9 protein-coding genes and 1 pseudogene are annotated in these 20752 nt (G+C 40.2%); 1 reads left to right on the top strand and 9 read right to left on the bottom strand.

Annotated features, from left to right (window positions below):
- Positions 1-113: 113 nt before the first annotated feature.
- A pseudogene (locus ADF75_RS10690) lies at positions 114-281 on the top strand (ISL3 family transposase); the annotation flags it as partial.
- 149 nt (positions 282-430) lie between these two features.
- On the opposite strand, the gene gltX reads toward ADF75_RS10690, so the two are convergent.
- From gltX to pgfS, 9 genes are all read right to left on the bottom strand, one after another.
- A complete protein-coding gene (gene gltX, locus ADF75_RS09515; protein WP_048789955.1) occupies positions 431-1891 on the bottom strand; it encodes a glutamate--tRNA ligase in 1461 nt (486 codons plus the stop codon).
- A 98-nt stretch (positions 1892-1989) separates the two neighbouring features.
- Positions 1990-2772, bottom strand: coding sequence for an alpha/beta hydrolase (locus ADF75_RS09510; protein ID WP_048789954.1), 783 nt, complete (start codon positions 2770-2772; stop codon positions 1990-1992).
- Between the two features lie 74 nt (positions 2773-2846).
- Positions 2847-4508 carry a ribonuclease J gene (locus tag ADF75_RS09505; RefSeq protein WP_048690891.1) on the bottom strand — a complete coding sequence of 554 codons (1662 nt, stop codon included), beginning with the start codon at positions 4506-4508 and terminating at the stop codon, positions 2847-2849.
- Positions 4509-4721: 213 nt separating this feature from the next.
- The gene (locus ADF75_RS09500) at positions 4722-5210 is read right to left on the bottom strand and encodes a hypothetical protein (RefSeq protein WP_048690893.1); all 489 of its coding nucleotides are present in this window, start codon (positions 5208-5210) and stop codon (positions 4722-4724) included.
- 569 nt (positions 5211-5779) lie between these two features.
- A complete protein-coding gene (locus tag ADF75_RS09495; protein ID WP_048690895.1) occupies positions 5780-6538 on the bottom strand; it encodes an ABC transporter ATP-binding protein in 759 nt (252 codons plus the stop codon).
- Positions 6535-7401, bottom strand: a complete 867-nt coding sequence (locus ADF75_RS09490; RefSeq protein ID WP_048789953.1) for an ABC transporter permease — start codon at positions 7399-7401, stop codon at positions 6535-6537. The genes ADF75_RS09495 and ADF75_RS09490 overlap by 4 nt, the downstream gene beginning before the upstream one ends.
- A 168-nt stretch (positions 7402-7569) precedes the next feature.
- The gene (locus ADF75_RS09485) at positions 7570-16326 is read right to left on the bottom strand and encodes a YSIRK signal domain/LPXTG anchor domain surface protein (RefSeq protein ID WP_048789952.1); all 8757 of its coding nucleotides are present in this window, start codon (positions 16324-16326) and stop codon (positions 7570-7572) included.
- 379 nt (positions 16327-16705) lie between these two features.
- Positions 16706-19627 (bottom strand): glycosyltransferase PgfM1, encoded by a 2922-nt coding sequence (pgfM1, locus tag ADF75_RS09480; RefSeq protein ID WP_048789951.1) that lies wholly within the window; start codon positions 19625-19627, stop codon positions 16706-16708.
- 18 nt (positions 19628-19645) lie between these two features.
- Positions 19646-20605 carry a glycosyltransferase PgfS gene (gene pgfS / locus ADF75_RS09475; protein ID WP_048789950.1) on the bottom strand — a complete coding sequence of 320 codons (960 nt, stop codon included), beginning with the start codon at positions 20603-20605 and terminating at the stop codon, positions 19646-19648.
- Positions 20606-20752 lie beyond the last annotated feature (147 nt).

Below are 20752 nucleotides of genomic sequence, written 5' to 3'. Positions count from 1 at the left end.
TAGACACTAAAACTACTTCTTTTTTAAAATGCTTTAATTACTCTAGTATATAAGGAATGATGGAGTTTTTTTGCTGTAAATAAGTCCCATAAATCTCTAAAGACCATTAACACATAGAACTCCCCTATTCAAATGTAAAACTGAAAGCTACCAATAACCTCATCAAAGACATCAAGCAAAATACTGTTGCTTTCCAGAACATTGACCACTTTAAAACTAGAATTTTCATCGTTTTGAACATCAAAAAGGAGAGAACCAATTCGATCCTCTCCAAGGTGTAACGTTTCCTCACCCATTATAGCTGACAAAATACCCAGAGCCCTTCTCCAATCTCCCTCTGAGATTTTAGAGTAGCAATCTTGACACTTACTTCTTTATAATGCAATCTATAAGCCTCTGTCAACATTCTTAAATAAGAATAAATGTATTCCTATTTTGCAATTTCTTCCAACATTTTTTCAATGTGTTGGATAGATTTCTCGCGACCAAGCAAGTAGATGGTTTCTGGCAATTCTGGTCCGTGCATCTCTCCTGAAACGGCGATACGGATTGGCATGAAGAGGTTTTTCCCTTTGATACCAGTTTCCTTTTGGACTGCTTTGATTTGCGGGAAGATATTTTCTACCACAAACTCATCGTCTGACATGGCTTCAAGTTTTGCCTTAAAGGCCTCAAGTACAGTCGGAACCGTTTCACCAGCCATGACTTCTCGCTCAGCTTCTGTCAATTCTGGGAAGTCTGAGAAGAAAAGGTCTGTCAATGGAACGATTTCATCCACTGACTTCATTTGTGGTTTATAGAGTTCCACCAATTTTTCAGCCTTGTCTGTCAAGCGTCCTGCTGCTTCGAGGAATGGTTTGGCCATTTCAAAGATGGTCGCAAGATCCGCATTCTTGATATACTCATTGCTCATCCAGTCCATTTTCTTCTGGTCGAAGGCTGCTGGAGACTTGCTAAGGCGGTTTTCATCAAAGAGCTTGATGAGTTCTTCGCGAGAAAAGATTTCGTCTTCCCCACCAGGGTTCCAACCAAGAAGAGCGATAAAGTTAAAGACTGCTTCTGGAAGGTACCCTTTCTTCCGGTAATCTTCGATAAATTGAAGAGTGTTAGTGTCCCGTTTAGACAACTTCTTACCAGTTTCAGAGTTGATGATCAAGGTCATGTGGCCGAACTCTGGAGCTTCCCATCCAAGAGCCTCATAAACCATGAGCTGTTTTGGTGTATTGGCAATGTGGTCATCTCCACGGATGACGTGAGAAATTTGCATGTCATGGTCATCGATCACAACGGCGAAGTTGTAAGTTGGGTAACCATCTTTCTTTTGGATAACCCAGTCCCCACCGATATTGCCACCTTCAAACTCAATATCGCCTTTAACCATATCATGCCATTTGTAAATACCAGACTCATTCACAGCCAAGCGAACCGTAGGGATGATTCCCGCTGCTTCGCGTTCTGCGATATAAGCAGCTTTTTCTTCTTCGCTCATGCCGAGGTATTCGTTGATGTAGCGAGGTGTTTCACCAGCTACTTCTTGACGTTCACGTTCTGCTGCCAACTCTTCTTCTGTCACATAAGACTTGTAGGCTTTTCCGTCAGCCAAGAGTTGGTCGATATATTTTTGATAGAGTTCCAAACGTTCAGACTGGCGGTAGTTCTCATGCGTCTCTGGACTTTCATCCCAGTCCATACCCAACCAGCGAAGGTTTTCCAGCTGGGAACGTTCGCCGTCTTCGACGTGGCGCTTACGGTCTGTATCTTCGATACGGATAATAAAAGTTCCACCGTGGTGGCGCGCATACAAGTAGTTAAACAATGCTGTACGAGCATTTCCGATGTGTAGTAGTCCGGTTGGACTTGGTGCATAACGCACACGAATATCTTTAGTCACGTATGTTTCTCCTAATTGTTCTTTGATTCCGGGCTTCTCTTCTAACTAGCCCAGACACTTTTCACTCTATTATAGCACATCTCTGCATGAGTAGCTTCCTAATCGTGTCGTTCTTCTAGTTCAAAATCAATTGGCAGGGTTGCTAAGAAATGCTCCAACTCCCGCTCCCAATAAAACCATTCATGTTTTCCTGGTCCATGGCTGTAGGTGATATCAAAACCGAGGTCCTTCAGATGATCAACAGCTGTATTGTTGGCCTCATACAGAGCATCCTGCTCGCCACACCACGCCCATAAGACCGTCTTTTTATCTGAGTACTTCTCCGCAATGCTCTCCAAGGAGTAAGGACTCGTCGTCCAATCTTCTAGCTCTCCAAAGACCCCTTGCCAATAAGCCTTACTGCCAAGGTCAGTGTCTGCCAGTTGACGTCCCTCAAAGCTAAGAGCACCAGAAAAGCTAGCAGCATGCGAGAAGCGATTGGTTTGAAGGGCGAGTTTGAAAGATCCATAGCCCCCCATCGATAGACCAGCGATAAAGGTCTTCTCCCGCTTCTTAGTCATATTGGGGAAGAAGCGTGCCAAGGTCTTAGGCAATTCCTCTGCGATGGCTGTGTAGTAGGGATAGCCATACTGGGTATCCGTATACCAACCATTATTGGTATTAGGCAAGACAACAATCAGATTGGTCGAACGTAAGATCCGTTCTACATTGGTCCGTTTCAACCAGGAGTACTGATTGCCATTCATCCCATGAAGGAGATAGAGGACCGGGATATCTTGATCATCTGGATTTTCCACCCGAGATCCATCTGGGTAGAGGACGTTGATCCCCCACTCCATTGCGAGCGCTTCTGAATAGTATTCAATCTGCATTACTGCCATCTATCTTTCCTCACTATTTCTTCTTTTCCTTGATAAGAAAAAGCCGACGATCGACTTTTCCTCTTATCTTAATCCTAGCGTACTTCCATGACGACTGGCAAGATAGCTGGTCGACGTTTGGTCTGGTCAAAGAGGTACTTGGCCAAACTATCACGAACAGCACCCTTGAGCTCGCCCCAATCGAAGCTGTCCTGGGCTAAGTATTCTTCCACACTTTGGTTGACAATCTCAGCACTTTCGCGCAAGATATCGCGACTCTTCTTCACATAGATAAAACCACGAGTGTGAACTTTTGCCTTCGAGATAATGCGTTTTTCACGACGGTTAACCGTAATGGCCACAATAAAGATACCATCTTCTGAAAGGACTTTCCGGTCACGGAGCACGACATTTCCAACATCCCCAATGGCATTCCCATCGATGAGGACATCTCCAGCAGAGACGCTACCTGCAGGAACGAAGTCACCATTATCATATTCCATGATGGTGCCTTTTTTCGGAATGAAGATATTTTCAGGCAAAATCCCCACTTCCATCGCAAGCCGTGCATGGGCATCCAATTCGCGGTATTCCCCTTGAATTGGGAACAGATAGTTGGGGCGCAGGAGGTTGATCATCAATTGAAGATCACGCGCATTTCCGTGTCCTGATACACGCAAGCTTTGAGTAATCGCTTTTACGACTCCGCCTGCTTGATAGACCATGTTTTCTACACGTGCCATAACCGCTTCTTTAGCGATAGATGGAGTTGTTACGATATAGACCAAGTCACCATCCTTGATTTCAACATAGCGGTGACGGCCAATGGACATTTTACGGAGGCCGTTGATGGGTTCACCCATCCGCCCCGTTTCAAGAATAATCAATTCATGATCCTCAAAACGAGACATTTCTTTTGGCTTGATCAATATTTTTTCGTTGGCCAAAGACAGTTTATTTAAACGAATCCCTGTACGGACAATATTTTCTACGTCAAATCCAGTCAAGACAACCCGGCGCCCTGTCTCTGCAGCTGCGTCAAAGACTTGCTGGATCCGTGATAGGTTACTTGCAACAGCGGCTACAATGATACGGCCATCCCAGTCAGCAATCGTATCTAGGATTTCATCCCCAACCTCTTGCTCACTAGCCACTTGAATCTTACTATCGGCATTGGCAGAGTCACTCAAGAGAGCGAGGACGCCTTCTTGTCCAATCTCTGCCAAACGAGCAAAGTCAGTCGCATAAAACTCACTCGCTGTCTGGTCAAACTTGAAGTCTCCGGTATAGACGATACTTCCTTCAGAAGTCTTGATGACAATTCCTAAACTTTCTGGAATAGAGTGGGTTGTCTGAAAGAAGGAAACAACGGTTCCTCCAAAATCAATCTCTGAGTTGGCATCGATTACATGGAAATCATTGAACTTCTTGACACTGTCATTGCTCTTGACAAAGAGTTTGGCCAACTCGATGGTCAACTCTGACCCAAATACGGGAACTTTAGCCTCCGCTAAAAGATAGGGAAGGGCTCCAATGGCATCCGCATGCCCGTGCGTTAAAAAGACTCCTGCGATACGATCGCTATTCTCAAAGAGGTAGTCCATGTTGGGAATAACGACATCGACCCCTAGTTGCTCATTTTCTGGATACTTGAGACCAGCATCCAAAACAAAAATAGAGCCATTTACTTCAGCTATGTAGAGGTTTTTCCCGTTTTCACGGACTCCACCTAAAGTAATCAACTTAATGTTACTCATGTTTTCTCCTTTATGTGATGGTTCATACTTACGGTCCTTGGCTCACCAAGTCGAATTACAGTTTTGCAATTTTCTTGCATATCTAGAACATTATACTATTTTTTCACGATTTTTTCAAAAGTCAGACCAAACAAAAGCCCTCCATCATTTGATGGAGGAACCCTTATCAAAACCCAAGACGACAGCATAGAATGTCAGCTTGCTAAAGAGACGCTAGTCCGTATGATAGTCATTTTTCTTATTCTCAATCACCCGTATCGCCGCCTTGATCACATGAAATTCATTTAACAGTTCTTCTAGGTGGTGGTAATTCCGATCGCTGAGAGCCCCTTTCTTGAGGGTTTGGGACAAACTATAAAACCGATCAACATGCTCTTCAATATTGGCCAGTAACTCTTTCGCCTCTTTCAAACGGTAGCGATTCAGGAGCTTGCTTTGGCTATGTTTATAGGCGAGCACATTCTCACGATGAATATCTTGACAGACTTCCTTCTGCTCTTCATCCACCGTCAAATTGACCGCTTGGAAGCAAGTAATAAATTCTCGCTTCTTCAGATCACACACAAAGACGACACCGTCCTCTGCTACATAGGCTTCCGTATCGGGCCGTTGATCAAAACTGCTATCAAAATGATGAAGCGAGGGCACATGTTGATTGACCCAGCGTTTCAACTGCTCTTTATCGACCCCAAATCGTTCCATTGCTCTTTCTTTAAAGTGATCTCGACAGCTATATTCATGTGCGTATGGCAATCCCACTGACCTCACCTCAACTTTCTAGCATGACAGACAAAAAGACCTCCAGTCTTACGGGACTAGAGGTCTGGTCTGCTTCACTGACAAGAGGCGATTAACCATTTAGGCTAACGAAAACAACAGTTATGATTTTCATTTCTTTTCATGGTACGTTTTCACATACCAGTGGTTTTCTTTGCAATTTCTCTTTCAGTTTTGTTACAAAGCACTCAGTTGAGCATACCGAAGTTCGAAAACCATCCAAAGCTTCCACTACTATTTACACGTATTTCAATGTCATTTAGTAAGTTAAGCAGACTTACTTGACGGCTCAACCGATTTAACATTTCCGGCGTTAAGGCTCTTTTCATAAAGAGCACGAACAAGTGTCAGCGAAGACAGACCTAAAACGAAGTAACCTAATGTATGAATCTATAAGGCATTGGTATCAACCCCTTCTCCCTTATCTTCACCTATAGTATACTCCTTTAATATTGGTATTGCAAGCGATTACACGCTGAAACTAGTTTCTAAATTTACTCAAAGAAACGGTAGTAATCAGACAGGTCCATCTTAGCCTTTTCCTCTTGGTTCAAGTCCTGGATAATCTTTCCATCCTTCATGACAATCAAGCGATTCCCGTACTTGAGGGCATCTTCCATATGGTGGGTAATCATCAAGGCAGTCAGTCGATCCGTTTTGACAAATCGATCCGTCAGCTCCATCAAGGCCTGACTCGTCTTGGGATCGAGAGCAGCTGTATGCTCATCCAAGAGCAAGAGTTCAGGGCGCTTCAGGGTAGCCATCAACAGGCTCAGAGCTTGACGTTGTCCACCAGATAAGAATTCTACCGCCGTATCGACATGCTTCTCTAAACCATTGCCAATCTGGCTTAAAACCTCTTTAAACTCGTCTTTGTACTGGGCAAGGCGACGAGGAACCAAGCCCCGCTTTTCTCCTCGAAATTTTGCAATCAGGAGATTCTCGGCCACTGTCATACGAGGAGCCGTCCCCATCTTTGGATCTTGGAAGACCCGGGATAGGTATTTGGCCCGTTTTTCCGGACCATAGTGCGTCACGTCCTCTCCTTTGATCAAGACTTGACCACTGGTCAGAGGCAGAGTTCCAGCCAGGGTGTTGAAAAGGGTTGACTTACCAGCACCATTGCCCCCAAGAATGGTGATAAAGTCATGCTCATGAATCTCCAAAGAGACATTGTCCAAAATGACTTTTTCTTCATTCAAGCCATTGTTCACCACGATGGTGGCATTTTTTAATTCTACAATTGCGGTCATTTGCTGAGTTTGACTCCTTTCAGCAGTTTCTCTTTAAAGGTTGGAATCATGAGACAGATCGCCAAGATGATAGCGCTAAAGATGCGAATGTAGCTGGTATTGACACCGATGGCAATCACAGCCCAAATTAAGAATTGATAAATGATTGATCCAATAACGATACTGAGCAAACGTTCTGCTAAGGTTAGTTTTGAGAAAAGGACCTCTCCGATAATCAAGCTAGCCAAACCAACAACGATGACTCCGATCCCTCGAGAAGCATCTGCATAGCCTTCTTGCTGGGCCATCAAGGCACCTGAAAAGGCGATAATCCCATTAGAAACTACTAGCCCCATCAACTCCATCCGGCTGGTATGGATCCCAAAGCTTTTAGCCATCTCAGGATTGTCCCCCGTCGCAATATAGGCTTGCCCCAATTTAGTATCTAAAAAGAAGAGCATGGCAGCAATCACCAGAGTTACAAAGATGATCCCGATGATAATCTCGTTTACGCCACTCGCGATGGGAATCATATCTTGGATTTTTGAGTATCCGAGTAAACCCAGGTTGGCCCGTTGCATCACAAAGAGAATGACTGAGTTACAGGAAGTCATCACCAAAATCCCCGATAACAGCGTCGGAATCTTTCCTTTGGTATAAAGAAGACCTGTAGCCAATCCAGCCAAGCACCCCGCACCAATAGCCGCCAGGGTGGCTAATAAAGGGTGAACCCCTTTGGTAATCAGAGTTACCGCAACGGCTCCTCCTAATGGAAAGGAACCCTCTGTGGTCATATCTGGGAAATCCAAGATACGGAAGGTCATAAAGATCCCTAGCCCCAAAATAGCCCAGATCAAGCCTTGTGAAATAATCGAAATAAGCATATCTTTGTCCTAACTATTGTAAATATCCTCTATTGTATCATATTGCGAGACGTGATTTCAATGCTTTCAAGAAATAACAAAAAGGCCCCACTCCTTAAAGCGAGGCCTCCTTGTGGAAAACTAAAGCATTTACGAACCTAGTGTGATTCGTTGGTTTTTACCACTTGTTTAGTCTTCGTTTTTCTTGCGTCTTGCAAGACCAGCAAGTCCTACCAAACCAAGAGCAGCACCTAACAATGCAGCAGAAACTGATTGTTCTTCACCTGTAGCAGGAAGTTGTGGTGTTACTGGTGGTGTTGGTGGTGTTACCGGCGGTGTTGGTGGTGTTACCGGTGGTGTTGGTGGTGTTACCGGTGGTGTTGGTGGTGTCACCGGTGGTGTTGGTGGTGTTACTGGTGGTTTCGGTGGAATTACCTTGTTGTTGAACTCAGTATCTTCCGGTAATTGAGAAGTTGTCGTTAAGACTTTGCCTTCTTTAGTAACTGTTACTGTTACTGTAGCTACCATCTTATCGTATTCAACTCCTGCTTCAGTACCTTTAACCTCTTCCACTGTGTAAGTGTGAGTTCCTTCTTCTCCACGTTTGAACTCTAATGCAGAGAACTTGATGTTTCCTGATGCATCGTTCTTAACTGTTTCAATAACTTTTCCATCTTTATCTTTAAGTACGAAGCTAAATTCACCTTCTTTTAGCTCACGTCCTTCAAGTTTCTTAGTGAAATTAAATTCAACTTTAGTTGGGATGTTAACGACACGTTTTTCTGTTGGTTTTTCTGGTTTTTCAACAGATTTCTTAGTTGGATCGTATTGGTGAACAGTTTGTGAAGCAGTGTTTTCGATATCTACACCATCTTTAGCTGTTGCTTTAATAGTTGCAGGGATCTCAAACTTGTAGTAACGTCCGAATGCAAATTTAGCAGTGTCGATTACTGGAGTGTTTTCTGCATCTCCAAGTGACTTAGTCAAGTCTGTCTTAGAAGTTGCAGTGATCACACCATTTTCAACCTTGATATCAAATTTAGCTGTCACATCTTCTCCTGTTACAGAGTCGTATGCTTTAATTTCTGCTACGTTGACGTCTAAGTTTTCGCTGTCATATTTATCTGTTACACCTACAGATTGAATATTGTGAGCTTCAGTGAACTTAGTTGTATCCAACCATACTTGGTAGTATACTTTATCACCCTTCTTAAGTGTCTTCGTATTGATATTTTGAGCTTCATTATTATCAGCTTGATCAACATAAGGATTTGCATTCGTATCAGCAACCTTATCTGCCAATTCTTTATCATCATCCAGAAGTTTGTTGCCAGTGATATCGAATTTCTCTTCATTAAGAATGTATTTCTCTGGGTTAAATTCTGGAGTTTCTGGTGGAGTTACCTTGTTGTTGAACTCTTTATCTGCTGGTTCTGTTACGTCAGTAATGAGAGCTTTAGCTGTTCCGTCATGTTTAACTTCCACAGTTACTGTTGCCTTCATCGTATCGTATGCTACAGTTCCATCAGTACCCTTCACTTCTTCAACTGTGTAAGTATGAGTTCCTTCTTGGCCCTTCTTGAATTCAAGAGCTGAGAACTTAACGTTACCAGATGCATCATTGCTTACAGTTTCAACAACTTCACCTGCTGCGTTCTTAAGAACGAAGCTGAATTCGTTAGCTTTAAGTTCACGACCTTCCAACTTCTTAGTAAAGTTAAATTCAATTGAAACCGGTACGTTGTTGACACGTTTTTCAGTTGGTTTACTTGGTTTTTCAACTGTCTTAGAAGTTGGGTTGTAGTAGTTGACTACTTGAGCCGCAGTGTTTTCGATGTCTACTCCACCTGCAACATCTGCTTTAACAGTCGCTGGGATATCAAACTTGTAGTAACGTCCAAATTCGAATTTAGTTGTATCGATGATTTGAGTGTTGTCCGCATCGCCAAGTGACTTCGTGAAGCCAGCTTTAAGAGTTGCAGTGATCACACCATTTTCAACCTTGATGTCGAACTTGTCTGTTACATCTGCTCCACTTACTGAATCGTAAGCCTTGATAGCTGAAGCATCTACATCAACTTTCGTTTCATCAAAGTCATCAGTGATTCCTACAGTTTGAACGTTGTCTTTGTTAGCTACGTCAAATTTAGTTGTATCCAACCATACTTGATAGTAAAGTTTTTGACCACGTTTAACAGTCTTGGTGTTGATGTTTTGAGCTTCATTGTTGTTAGCTTGATCTACATATGGATTTGTATTTGTTTCTCCATATTTATCAGTCAACTCAGCATCATCATCAAGAAGCTTGTTATCAGTGATTGAGAATTTCTCTTCATTCAAGACATATTTCTCTGGTTGGAAATTAGGTTCTTCTGGAGGAGTGACACGGTTGTTAAATTCTTTATCCGCAATTTCGCCTACAGTTGCGATCAGAACTTTAGCTGTTCCATCGTGTTTCACTGTAACTGTTACATTCGCTTTCATTGTGTCGTATGTAACGGTTGCGTCTGTGCCTTTAACTTCTTCTACTGTGTAGTTGTGAACGCCTTCTTGACCTTTCTTGAATTCAAGAGCTGAGAACTTAACGTTACCAGCTGCATCGTTCGTCACAGTTTCAAGAGTATTACCTTCTGAATCTTTAAGAACGAAGCTGAATTCGTTAGCTTGAAGTTCACGTCCTTCCAACTTCTTAGTAAAGTTGAACTCAATTGAAACCGGTACGTTGTTGACACGTTTTTCAGTTGGTTTGCTTGGTTTTTCAACTTTCTTAGTGGTTGGGTTGTAGTAGTTGACTACTTGAGCCGCAGTGTTTTCGATATCTACACCAGCTGCAACTGATTGTTTAACTGTTGTTGGAATGTCAAACTTGTAGTAACGTCCAAATGCGAATTTAGTTGTGTCTATAACTTGAGTGTTGTCCGCATCGCCAAGTGACTTCGTGAAGCCAGCTTTAAGAGTTGCAGTAATGACTCCGTTATTAACTGTAATATCAAATTTAGCTGTTACATCATCACCTGTTACTGAATCGTAGGCTTTGATCTTAGTAGCATCAAGTTCCAATTTCGCTTCATCATAGTCATCAGAGATTCCTACTGATTGGATATTGTCCTTGTTGTTTGCGTCAAATTTAGTTGTATCAAGCCATACTTGGTAAACCAATTTAGCACCAGGTTTCACAGTCTTCGTATTCAAGTTTTCTGCTTCGTTGTTTGATGCATCGTCCGCATATGGATTGGTATTTGTATCTGCGTACTTGTCTGCCAATTCTTTGTCATCATCAACGAGCTTGTCACCAGTGATATCGTATTTCTCTTCAGAAACAACATATTTCTCTGGCTGGAACTTAGGCTCTTCTGGAGGAGTTACACGGTTGTTAAATTCTTTATCCGCAATGTCGCCAACTTTCGCGATCAGAACTTTAGCTGTTCCGTCGTTTGATACAGTGACTGTTACATTCGCTTTCATTGTGTCGTATGTAACGGTTGTGTCGCTTCCTTTAACTTCTTCTACTGTGTAGTTATGAACACCTTCGTCACCCTTCTTGAATTCAAGAGCTTTGAACTTAACGTTACCAGAAGCATCATTGCTTACAGTTTCAAGAGTCTTACCTTCTGAGTCTTTAAGCACAAAGCTGAATTCGTTAGCTTGAAGTTCACGACCTTCTAAACGTTTAGTGAAGTTGAATTCCACTTCAACTGGAACGTTGTTGACACGTTTTTCAGTTGGTTTGCTTGGTTTTTCAACCTTCTTAGTCGTTGGGTTGTAGTAGTTAACAACTTGAGCCGCAGTATTTTCGATATCTACTCCGCCAGGAACATCAGCTTTCACTGTTGTTGGAATGTCGAACTTGTAGTAACGTCCAAATGCGAACTTAGTTGTATCGATGATTTGAGTGTTTTCTGCATCACCCAATGACTTCGTGAAGCCAGCTTTAAGAGTTGCAGTGATTACTCCACCTTGAACTGTGATGTCGAATTTAGCTGTTACATCATCGCCTGTAACTGAATCGTAGGCTTTGATCTTAGTAGCATCAAGATCCAATTTCGCTTCATCGTAGTCATCTGAGATTCCTACTGATTGGATATTGTCCTTGTTAGCTGCGTCGAATTGTGTTGTATCCAACCATACTTGGTAAACCAACTTGTCGCCACGTTTAACAGTCTTAGTGTTCAAGTTTTCTTTTTCATTATTTGATGCATCATCCGCGTATGGATTGGTATTTGTATCTGCGTACTTGTCTGCCAACTCTTTATCATCATCAACGAGTTTGTCGCCTGTGATATCGAATTTCTCTTCTTTAACAACGTATTTCTCTGGTTGGAACTTAGGTTCTTCCGGAGGCGTTACCACATTGTTGAACTCTTTGTCTTCAGCGTCTGTTACGTTTGTAACTAATGATTTAGCTGTTCCATCATGAGATACCACAACTTTAACTGTAGCTACCATTGTATCGTATGTAACAGTTGCGTCTGTTCCAACAACTTCTTCAACAGTATAGTTGTAAGTTCCTTCATCACCCTTCTTAAATGTAAGAGCTGAGAATTTAACTTTTCCGTCAGCATCATTCTTCACAGTTTGAAGTTCTTTACCTGTCGAATCTTTAAGCACGAAGCTGAATTCTTGATCTTTCAACTCACGTCCTTCCAACTTCTTCGTAAAGTTGAATTCTACTGAAAGTGGTACGTTGTTGACACGTTTCTCAGTTGGTTTGCTTGGTTTTTCAACTTTCTTGCTTACTGGATTGTAGTAGTTGACTACTTGAGCCGCAGTGTTTTCGATGTCTACTCCACCTGCAACGTCTGCTTTAACAGTTGCTGGGATATCAAATTTGTAGTAACGTTCAAATGCAAATTTAGTTGTGTCAATGATTTGAGTATTTTCTGCATCACCCAATGACTTCGTAAAGCCAGCTTTAAGGGTTGCAGTCATCACACCATTTTCAACCTTGATGTCGAATTTGTTTGTTACATCGTCACCAGTTACTGAGTCGTAAGCTTTGATCTTAGTAGAATCTACATCAACCTTCGTTTCATCGAAGTCATCAGTGATTCCTACTGATTGAACGTTTTCTTTGTTAGTTGATGAGAATTTAGTTGTATCCAACCATACTTGGTAGTAGATCTTATCTCCGCGGTTAACAGTCTTGGTATTGATGTTTTCTGCTTCGTTGTTTGAAGTTCCATCTACATATGGATTTGTATTTGTTTCACCATATTTATCAGTCAACTCAGCATCATCATCAAGAAGTTTGTTTTCAGTGATTGAGTATTTCTCTTCATTCAACACATACTTCTCTGGTTGGAACTTAGGTTCTGTTGGAGGAGTTACTGTATTGTTGAACTCTTTGTCAGCTGGTTCAGTTACGTTAGCAACCAATGCTTTCGCTGTTCCATCGTGTGATACTGTTACAGTGACTTCCGCTTTCATAGTATCGTATGTTACAGTTGTGTCTGTTCCTGCTACCTCTTCAACAGTATATTTGTGAGCTCCTTCTTCACCTTTTTTGAATTTCAATGCTGAGAACTTAACGTTTCCTGCCGCATCGTTCTTAACAGTTTCAACTACTTTGCCAGCTGAATCTTTAAGTACGAAGCTGAATTCGTTAACTTTAAGCTCACGACCTTCCAAACGTTTCGTGAAGTTAAATTCTACAGTGATAGGTACACTGTTCACACGTTTTTGAGTTGGTTTTTCTGGAGTTTCAACAGATTTGCTTACTGGGTTGTAAACATGAACGATTTGGTTGGCTTTGTTTTCGATGTCTACTCCACCTGCAACGTCTGCTTTAACTGTTGCTGGAATATCAAATTTGTAGTAACGTCCAAATGCAAATTTAGTAGTATCAATAACTTGAGTATTTTCTGCATCACCTAAAGATTTGTTCATAGAAGCTTTAGATGTAGCTGTAATGACTCCGTTAGCTACTGTAATATCAAATTTAGATGTTACATCTTCACCAGTTACACTGTCATAAGCCTTGATGTCAGTAGCGTTAACAGTCAATTTATTTGCTTCGTATGTATCAGAGATACCTACAGATTGGATGTTGTTCTTGTCAGTGAAATTCTTAGTGTCCAACCATACTTGGTAAACTAATTTATCACCGCGTTCAACAGTTTTCGTATTGATGTTTTCTGCTTCATTGTTGTTTGTATCATCAACATATGGGTTAGCATTTGTTTCTGTATACTCATCTGTCAACTCATGATCATCGTCAACGAGTTTTGAACCAGTAATATCAAATTTTTCTTTGTTAAGGACGAATTTTTCTGGTTGGAATACAGGCGTTTCTGGAGGAGTGATCTTGTTGTTGAACTCTTTATCCTCAGTTCCATCAGTAGCGTTACCATTAGCATCTACCCCACCAGTAGAAACTACGTTAGTTACTGTTGTTAATGTGTGACCATTTTTAGCAACTTCTACAGTAATAGTAGCTTTCATAGTATCGTATACCATACCAGCTTCTTTAGCTGCAGGAACAACTTCTTCTACTGTATACGTGTGAGTACCAACTTTAGAGTTGTCGAATGATAATTCTGTAAATGTTACAGTTCCATCAGCTTTGTTAGTTACTGTTTCAACTTCTTCACCATCTGCATTTTTAAGAACGAATTTGAATTCTCCGTCTTTAAGTTCACGTCCAGCTAATTTCTTAGTGAAGTCGAATTTAGTTTTAACTGGTGCTACAACATAGTTGTTGAAGATTTTATCATCAGCACTTGATTTGAATCCACCTTCAGCACTGTATTTAACTGCAGCTTGTAAATCACCTTGAGCATTCTCCGTAACAGTAACAGTCATCGTAACTGTCATTGCATCGTAATCAACATTTCCATCAGAACCTGGTGTTTCAGTGATGGTGTAGGTATAGATACCTGTTTTGTTAAATGTTAATTTGCTGAATGTAGCTTTACCGTCTGCTTTATTCGTTACAGTTTCTTCATAAGCTTGGATTGATTTATTTGGTTGAACTTCTTTTAGTTTGAATGTAAACTCACCATTTGCTAATACACGTCCTTCCAATTGTTTTTCAACTTCTGGAGTGACTTCAACTGGCTCTTGTTTGACATAGTAGTAGACCGGTTGTTTATGTGGCGTCAAAGTGTTAAGCAAGTCAACGTTTGTACCGATACCACCAACTCCACGTTCTAATTGTGCGTTAGCTGAACCGTGTCCAATCCCGTCTCCTAAGAATGGTACGAATACTGATTTATATGGCGTATATCCTGCAGCTTTTTGGAAATCGAATGTAACTTCTTTACCGTTAGGATAGTTTGTTTTGGCTCCAGTTTTTGGATCAGTTACTGTATGTGCAATAGTGTTAAGAGGTGATTTCTTAACAACTAATTCTTGAGTGTTATGTTCACCTGGTTTAATAGGTTTAGTTTCTGCAAGCAACATATAGCCATCAGTACTTAGTGAACCATCAGAACGCTTACTTTGTTGTTTTGGATCTAGTAAGTAAACACGAATAACTACTGAACCATCTTCTCCAACAACTTCTTTAATCCGTTTAATACCATAACGGTCTGCATCCATAAATTTCGTCCCAACAGTATAAGGACGACTGACATAACCAGATTTATCGTTTGCATCAGCTGTTTGATACAATTTATATCCATCAAATTGGCGCTCCCCAGATGCTGTGAAACTTTGTCCTTCCATAGCTTTAGTAGCATATCTAGCTAAATCTACTTCATTACCATTTTCTTTGTAATCTTGAACAGTTTTATCTGTTTTATTTGCATTGAATGTAGGATTGTTTTTATCAACTACTTTATAGTAAGTTGTTTTATTAATTGCCTCTGGTATTTTAGCATTTGAATCAGTAATTGTACGACCGTTATAAGCTGGTTCAACAACGTTTAGAATATCTGTTGTTGTACGAGCGTTATAAACCGCAGTATGAAGTGCTTGCTCTGCAGGTGTCAATTGGTGTCCAGCAGCCACTAAATCTGTTATACTCTTTCCAACTTCATACCCATTTTGAATGAATGGTTGAATTGTTTTACCTTTTTCTTGAGCAAGTCCAGCTTTATAATCTACTTGGAAGGTTAATTCACTATTAGACGCAGCTGTGGTAGTAGTGAATTTTTGAACGCCACTTGATGAAGTAACCGTTCTTGTTTCTACTACATTCCCAGTCGTTTTATCGATTAATTCAACAGTTGTATCTGTAGATTCATCAAATCTCTTATAAGCACGAGCATAGTATTTTGTACCATAACGTTCATTGAATCTAGTTAAATCCCAGATAGCGTATGTGTACCAGTCTCCTTCTTTAGCTGAATATCCAGCTGGTACAGGTTGTGAACTAACAGTTGCACCGTTAGCATCTTTGATTTCTGGAGTTGCTTTTTCCCCATCTTTTAAGTAAGTACTTACCGCTACAGGGTTAGAGTTGTGGTCTCCAGATACAGCTTCATTCGTAGTCGCACGACGGTTACGAACTTTAGGTTTATTTGACTCATCTGTAGCTGGTTTTGCTTCAGTTGTTGCTGATTTAGTGGCTTCTTCTACTGCTGGTTTAGCTTCTTCAGATTTTTCTTCTGTTTTTGCTTCCTCCTTAGCAGCCTCTGGTTTAACAACTTCTTCAGTAGATGGTTTTACTTCCTCAGTTTTTTCTGCAGTTGCTACTGGAGTTTCAGTTACTGCTGATGTAGCTTCAGCTGCCTTTTCTTCAGCAACTGGAGCGCTTACTTTAGAGGGCTCTGTTCCTTCAGCGTTGGTACTTGCTGGAGCCACTTCTTTCGCTGGCTGAGATTCCTCAGATTGGGGACTTGATACTGCGACCACTTCACTTGGTTTAGAAGCAGACACAGCTTCATCCGCAGCTACTGACGGCGCTCCGACAGCAAAAAGTGCTGTCCCTAGTAATACAGAACAAACACCAATGCTATATTTTCTTAAAGAAAAGCGCTGGCGCCTATTAAACAATTCCTTCATTTGTTGTATCTCCTTTTTCATATTATTTTTTTCTTTGATACACATTGAATAGTAACAAAGAAGTAGCGTTTCGTCAACAAATTATACATTTTTGGCTATTTTGACTATTTATTTTACATAATCTTAGTCATATTGCAATAGTTTTCACAAAATTGTCACTTTATTTCCCACTTGGTACGATTTTTTACTATCTTCGAATGTGGTGGATCTCCTTTTATTGATGATGGAGCTTTCGGCTATCAAGTTAAGGCATTTAGCCCTTTTCAGTATGCTTCTACATCACTTATTTTCCTTTCCATTTTGACAAGTGCATTCCACTCAAAAGAAAAAAAGTTGAGAATACATCTCAACTTTTTTAAAGGATATTAGAGCTACATACTTAGACCGTCTCTTTCGAACGTTTCATGATAATCACTAAGGATGCAATTGAAACGATTGATAATAAGCTACCAAGGATAAATCCTTTTTTCTTAAAGACGAACTCAATCTTATGCTTCCCTTTTGTGATTGGGAAGGATAAGAAGGCATTCCAAGATTTTTCAGTTTGGACAAATTTCCCATCTACTTTGACCTTCCATCCGTCGCTATATGGGATTGAAGTCATCATAAATTTACTATCATCCGTAATATTTACATTACCGACAATATGGGTATTTGAAAACTTGGTTACTTCTAAACCTTGTTTCTTACGATTATCTAATACTTTTTGAATTTGATCAAGATCTGCACGATAGACCCCTGCATGACTCATATCAATTTTATCAGTTCTAAATCGAAACTCAATCACAGTTTCTTGATTTTCAGTATTATCAGTTAGTTGCCAAAGTTGTCTTTGAGTAAATGTTTTATTATTAGGCAACCATTTCCCTTTCACTAAAACTGAGTAATCTTGTTTTGGAATCAACCCCGCTGGTGTGAAGAAGTAATAAGTATAGTTTGAACGTGGCACTAGCTTATATCGAATGATGGCCTCTTTAGAAGAATCTGCTCTTTTATAGATTGCCTCACCAGTATTCTTATCCACTTTTTCTTCAATGACATTCTCCGTTTCAATGGCACTAAAAGCTAACGGTTTAAAGTAGTCATAATAATCACTCGTTTTCTTTTGATGCCCTTCCATTGAGTTCAAAATAATATTTTGGTTTGCGATAGCATTATTCACTCCAAATTTTATATTTTTAACCAGAGCATTTGTTCCATATCCAAGAGGGAAGGAATTTGGATTCTTATAGACAAGGAATCGCTTATCTTCATATACTTTTTCTGTATAATAGCGCTCTAGATCAAAACGATTTGTAAAACGATGGAAGTACATCTTTTCTGGATTTGCTTCTATTTCTTTTGGATCAAAATCTTTCACCGTCATATAATAACGAACCCCATACAAGGCATCTGTTAGAGGTGTCCCATTTGTATATTCAGTAGCAGCATTGACACCTAGGTCTCCCATTAAAGCGAAGTGATCCAGGGTGCTTCTTTCCAAACTTGAACTAAAGGTACTTAAGCCAGGATAAGATACCAGAGAAGGTACCGTCCGTGAATATGCAAAAGTCGTTGCAATTCGATAAAATTCTTCATCTGCATTTTCTTGAATATTATCTGTCACGCGTTTCACTGAAACAGCTGCATCTGAAAATTTATTGACGTCGTCATAACCCAGAGTAACCTGAGACAAATAAGCATTATATCCGAATTCAAAGATACTCAAAGCCGACACGATGACTACTGAAATACGTGACAATTTAGAATTTAATAGGAGCAATAAAAGCAGATAGATTATTGCTGTTAGACTTAATTGTGAGAATAGATAGCCTTGTTTCAACAAGAATCCTGCGATCACTAAGAAAAGAGTAGTAATTCCGATTCGAATGATTTTCTCTCTTTGATTGCTCTTTGATTTTTCCCAGTAGGTATAGAAACCAAAGCAAGCAACAGCCACAAGGCCTAGTAGGTGAAGAATTGAGTATCTTGAGAAATAAGATGTTACTGCTTTTGGTTGAATTTTCGAAATAAAGGTATAGCTATTTGAATGGATGTAGATAACAGCTAGAAGCAAACCAAGTGTAATGACTAGATTAGTTAGCTTAGAGATAACTACTTTCTCTTTCATTACTTGGTAAGCCAATACCAACATGAAGAATGAGAATAACCAAGAAAAACGGAAGAAGAAACCAGCAGGGTTTTGCCCCATATGCCAAATCTTACTTACAAACTCATTGACGAATGATGTCAAGAATACAAGGGTAACAATTCCAGCAGCCCATTTCTTAACTTTTGAAACATTCTTAGAGAGAAAGTAGAGAACAAAGCCAAGAAAACCAAACGCTCCAATATAGATATTTGGTAAGTTTGGTCCTGCAGACCAACCAGAGGTCGTATCAAAGCCACCAATCACCATCTTAGCAAAAATATCCAATGGATTAATCTGGAAGGCTAAAGAGAAGGTCATCCCTCCACCAACTTGAGCTTTACTCTCTACCAAATTGAAGAATACAGGAAGGATTAGGATTGCGGCTGTCCCGATCCCAATAATAGAATAAATGACAGCCTGCAACAAAGGTTCAATGAAGTTTTTGATCTTCGCTTTAAGATCCCCTTCAATCATCAATCTAGGAGATACATAGAAACAAGCATACAGAGCAACAAAGATCGAAATCATGTACCCCATATAAAATTGAAGTAAGACGGTCAGACCCAATGCAAAAGAATAACGGTAAGGGGCTCCACCATCTAATAATTCTTCCAAATAAACAATGACAATCGGCAGCATGATCATAGCGTCATAAAAAATGACGTTCATTTGATAAGAAACCAACATCCCTGAAAGGGCATATGCTGTCGAAAATAGCGGTACTAGCCATTTTCTTTTCTCTAATCCTTTATAGCGCTTGATAAGAAGAAAGGCGAAGGCCATTCCTATTGCGCCATAACGGAGCCAAATTGTCAAAAACACTGCAAAACCAAAATGCTTAAGTGGGGTCAAAATATAAATGATATTGAAGGGACTCATTAAATAATATCCGAGGACCCCAATCATATCTCCACCAAGGGACTTAGTAAACGAATAACTCAAACTTGAAAGATCCCCAGTGAGTACAGCATTTTTTAATAAACCAAAGAAACTGATGTATTGTTGACCAAAGTCAACTGCCATCAAACTTTTGGTTCCAAAAGGATATGATCCCATAAAGGCCCAAACAACAAGCATAATTGTCATCGGGAGTAAAGCGCTAAAAGCATATAGAAACCTCTTGGGATTCTTTTTCCAAAGCTCTTGCAAGCGCATGAACCAAACTAACATTTTTATCTCCTATACATCTTAACCTATCTTATTCTCATTGGCTTCTTTAATATTAGTATCTTCAATGATAAAATGAGGACGACGCTTCACTTCGTAATAAATTTTTCCAATGTATTCCCCAAGAATACCGATAAATATTAATTGAACACCACTAAATAGAATGATCGCAGCTATGGTTGTAAAATAGCCACTCACATAATTCCCTTGTGCAAACATGTACTTCATCATTTCAAAAGCAAGATACAGAATAGCAAGTCCCAAACAGATAAATCCAAACTGAATACAAACACGAAGGGGACGATCATTAAATGAGATAATCCCTTGAATGGCATAGTTCATTGATTTTTTAAAACCAAACTTACTCTTACCAGCTTTACGGATTTCGTTTTTATAAGGAATTACCTTCTCTTTAAAACCAATCCATTCATACAAGCCTTTATTGAAACGGTTGTATTCTGGCATAGACACAAACGCGTCAATTGCTTTACGACTAAGGAGTCTCAACTCGGATTTTCCATCCGTTAGTTTAACATCCATCGACCGATTGGACAAGAAATAGAACATACGAGCAAAGGTACTGCCGATAAAGGACTCCCCTTCTCGAGTTCGTTGCCCACTGACGATATCATAACCTTCATTATAGGCTTCTAAAAAGAGGGGGATCAGATATGGTGGATGTTGTAAATCTCCATCCATTACCATCACAGCATCACCACTTGCATATTTGAAGCCTGCTAAAATACCACTCTCACGACCAAAATTACGACTAAATCGAATATATTTTACATGAGGATTCTCTTCTGCAATGGCTGTAATGAGTTCAAATGTTTTATCACTACTTCCATCATCGACATAGAGAATCTCATAGTCGGTAAGTTCCTTCCCAAGCATCTGCTCCAATTGATCAGATATAGCAGCATGCGTTTGAGACAGGACCAACTCCTCATTCAATAATGTAATGAGTATCGATAATTTCATCTCTATTCTCCATCTACTCTATTTCCAAAAAAGAGAGAGCTTTCGCTCTCTCCTTTATACGGAAACTCTTTTTCTATTATTTAGACATTTTACGTTTCATTACAATCGCACCTGATAGGACAAGTACTCCTGAGAATACTAGGCCAG

This window comes from Streptococcus sp. 1171_SSPC (genome assembly GCF_001069335.1).
Taxonomy (GTDB): Bacteria; Bacillota; Bacilli; order Lactobacillales; family Streptococcaceae; genus Streptococcus; species Streptococcus xiaochunlingii.
The sequence above is the reverse complement of the archived record's forward strand: the minus strand, read 5'-3'. Positions and strand labels throughout refer to the sequence as shown.